General features: G+C 44.1%; 2 protein-coding genes. Both read right to left on the reverse strand.

From position 1 onward, the window contains the following. Nucleotides 1-985: murein hydrolase activator EnvC family protein (locus B3O33_RS08965; protein ID WP_292363458.1), on the reverse strand; the 985-nt coding region annotated here is incomplete at its 3' end. Nucleotides 986-996: 11 nt separating this feature from the next. After that, the coding region (locus B3O33_RS08970; protein ID WP_292363459.1) for an alkaline phosphatase family protein at nt 997-1,653 on the reverse strand (657 nt) is incomplete at its 5' end.

Consider the following 1,653-nt stretch of genomic DNA (forward strand, 5'->3'; position numbering starts at 1 on the left):
TGTTGCCATAAAGTGTCATGAATTGTTCGCCATGGTCGATAATGATTAACAAGCCAAAGCCTTTCATCCAGTCGGCAAACACGACTCTTCCATCCGCGCTGGCCTTTACTGATGAACCTTTCTCAGAAGCTATCAGTATGCCCTTCCAACTGAGTTTATCAAGATTACGTTGACTACCATAGCTCGCCAGAATTTTCCCCGTCAAAGGCCACTGTAACTTTCCACTCAGACTCGAGAAACGTTCACTTGGTTTCACTGGCGCTGCAGGTGGAGGCCTTTTGGCCGCCTTTTTGGCAAGAGTGTCTAATAAAGACTGTAAATTTTTTTCTTCTTCTTTTAATGCTGAGAGTTGAGCATCTTGCCCGGAGATTTTCTTATTCAGTGCCGCAAGCGTTCTTTCCCGTTCAGCGGTTTGTTGTTTTAAAGCTTCCTGTTGCGACAGTTGTTGCTGTTCAAGTTCGCCAAGATTTTTTTTAACAGCATAAATGGCTTTTTCCTGTTCAGTTAAATTCTGTAATGTGGCTTGCAGGGCGTCAATCTGCTCCTGACGAGCGGTATGAAAATAACGGTAATACGTATTACTGCGACTGACATGTTCTGGTGATTGTTCTGACAATAATATCTTCAGGTAGCTTGGTTGAGCATTCATAAAGGCTGAGCGAATCTGTTCATTCAGCGCTGCCAGTTGTTTTTCCTGTTGCTGCTGGTTAAGTCCCTGCTGTTGCTGCAGATTGAGTAATTCGTCATCTTTGACAGCGATTGACTGTTTTATCTGGTTTAACTCACGGTTGATTTCTGAAACCTTAAGACTTTGTTTCTTTAATTGCTGTTGCAGCTCGGCCTGGGTTTTTTTATTGAGATTAAGGGTTTTATCCAACTCAGAGATTTCGCCCCGTACCGCTTCCAGCTTTTTAGCCGATGAAGGTTCAGCCGTCAACGTTAACGGCTGAACCAGCCAAAACAGCAGAATTAAATATCGTGTCATGGTGCGTATGTTCAGAGTAATTTTACCAGCAGGTGAGTATTCATTTCGGCCGGAATGGTCAGGCCCATAAGGTTTAACATGGTTGGCGCAATGTCAGACAAGCCTCCCTGCTCCGCACAAATGGCTGGACGACCAGCGTAAATAAACGGTACAAGATTGCTGGTATGAGCTGTGTGAGCTTGTCCTTTTTCATCATCAAGCATTTTTTCTGCATTGCCGTGATCTGCAGTCACCAGCATCTCACCACCACTTTCTTTTAAAGCCGACCAGATTTTGCCAAGACAGTTATCCAGGGCTTCAATGGCTTTGACGGCGGCATCAAAATTACCGGTATGGCCTACCATGTCGGCATTAGCAAAGTTACAGATAATGACATCATATTGATTGCTATGAATGGCTTTGACTAATTTTTCAGCAACTTCAGCGGCATTCATTTCAGGTTGTTTATCATAGGTATCAACTTTAGGAGATGGCACCAGAATTCTGTCTTCTCCCTCGTAGGGAGCATCTCGCCCACCGTTGAAAAAGAAAGTGACATGCGCATACTTTTCGGTTTCGGCTATACGTAACTGTTTTAAGCCAACATTAGCAATGCACTCCCCCAGCAGATTATTGAGTTTTTCCGGCGGGAAAGCCACGGGAACAACAAAATCCTTTTTATACTCGGT

It is taken from the genome of Methylophaga sp. UBA1464 (assembly GCF_002325665.1).
GTDB lineage: Bacteria > Pseudomonadota > Gammaproteobacteria > Nitrosococcales > Methylophagaceae > Methylophaga.